The sequence below is a fragment of the Flavicella sp. genome (genome assembly GCF_029238425.1).
In the GTDB taxonomy this organism is placed as follows: domain Bacteria; phylum Bacteroidota; class Bacteroidia; order Flavobacteriales; family Flavobacteriaceae; genus Flavicella.
Genome location: NZ_JAQWGB010000157.1, coordinates 1 through 1,730, shown reverse-complemented (window position 1 = coordinate 1,730; position 1,730 = coordinate 1). Strand labels below are relative to the sequence as shown.

General features: G+C 35.2%; 1 protein-coding gene. It reads right to left on the bottom strand.

Annotated elements, in window-relative coordinates:
* A partial coding sequence (locus tag P8H68_RS11070) for a sulfatase (RefSeq protein ID WP_300324946.1) occupies positions 1 to 1,676 on the bottom strand: 1,676 nt, incomplete at its 3' end.
* Positions 1,677 to 1,730 lie beyond the last annotated feature (54 nt).

Here is a 1,730-nt window from a genome sequence, read left to right as displayed (position 1 = left end):
TTTTCAATTATTTCTAGCACTTCGTTTTTCAATGCTTCCTTCTTTTTTCTATATTTTATATTATTTGCTAAATTATTCCATGCATATGCATCTTTGGTCATGTGATACAACTCTTCTTTTCCATTCCTGTAAAGAATATACCTCCAGTCTTTGGTACGATAAGAATAGTTTTGTTGGTACACATAGCTTTTAGGCAAATCTTTTTGTATTTCTATATGCCATAAGGCACTCTTATTACTATTTATTCCAAGACCTGGTATTTCTCTATTTATTCCAGCTCCCAACACGGTAAGAGCTCCGTTAGGACCTTTCCATTTCTTTGTCTCTGAATCCTTCATAAACGGTTGCAAACTAAAACCTCCAAGTTCTGCTTCAGATTTTTTCAAGACTGTCTCACCTTGCAATTCACAGAGATCCATTAAGGTTGGATACAAATCAATTAAAGAAACTGGATGAGACACTTTAGTGCCAGATTTAGAATAATTAGGTGCTTTTATTAACAACGGTATTCTGGTACTTTCATCCCAAGGAGAGTTTTTATATAAATAGTCTTTTTCTCCCATCTGCCATCCGTGGTCGCTTGTAAAAACAACGATAGTATTATTTGCAAAAGCGCTATTATTTAAAGCATCTAACACCCCTCCTATTTGATCGTCAACAAAAGAGATACAAGCCAAATATGCCTGTAAAAATTTTCTTAGGCCTTCATCTCCCTCTGGATAAGATTTTTGTAAAGCAGCATAATAATGTAATCCCATTTCAGTTGGTGGATAGACTGTTTTATAAAAACTATCATCAATATCTCCTGCCTTAGTGATTGGCATTTGAATATCTTCCAAAGGAAATTTATCAAAATATTTTTGAGGTGCATACAAGGGAGTATGAGGTTTTACAAAACCAACTCCCATAAAAAAGGGTGCATTTGATTCTGAAGCTTCTAACTGCTTGAATTTATTTTCTACCCAAGCAGCATGTTGCTCATCAGGCGTTAAATCTCTGTCATTATCAGACACATATCTAAACTCCTTTTTTCCAAACGTCCAACCGGTTTTTTGCTTATTCCCATTCTCATCAATTCTTACAGGAGTATCAGCAAAAGAAGAAAAAGAACCATCTACCACATTAATACCTCTAAAAGGTTCTGGAACTGAAGAATGCCCCATAATTCTTTGCCCGTCTTCATCTATACCGCTATACGCATGGGGACCATAATTTATGCCTTCTGGAACTCCCCATTCTGTCCAATATTTTCTGAAATTTTTATGCAATAACTTCCCTGTCCCATAAGTTTGATAACCGTTTTCTTTAAACAATTGAATCAAGGTTTTATGATTTTTCAAAACCACCTGTTTTCTATGGGGTGTCCAACCAAAATCTCTAGAATCATGGGGATATACCCCTGTAAACAAACTATTCCTTGAAGGCTGACAAACAGGAACATTGGTATGTGCATTGGTAAAAACTGTCGCAACCTTAGCCAAAGCATCAATATTTGGAGTCAGTGCTTGTGGATGACCTCCAAATGCACCTTGATAATCATTCAGATCATCAACCATAATAAACAACACATTAGGCTGTTCCATTTCCTTTTCAGGATTATTTTCAGACTGTGCTTGACAAGAACATGCTAAAAGCAAAAAGCTAATTCCCCCAAGAGTACCTTTTAGATAATTCATAAAACTCATGTTTCCTTATTTAATTGGTAAAATCATAAAACTATAAGAATAATC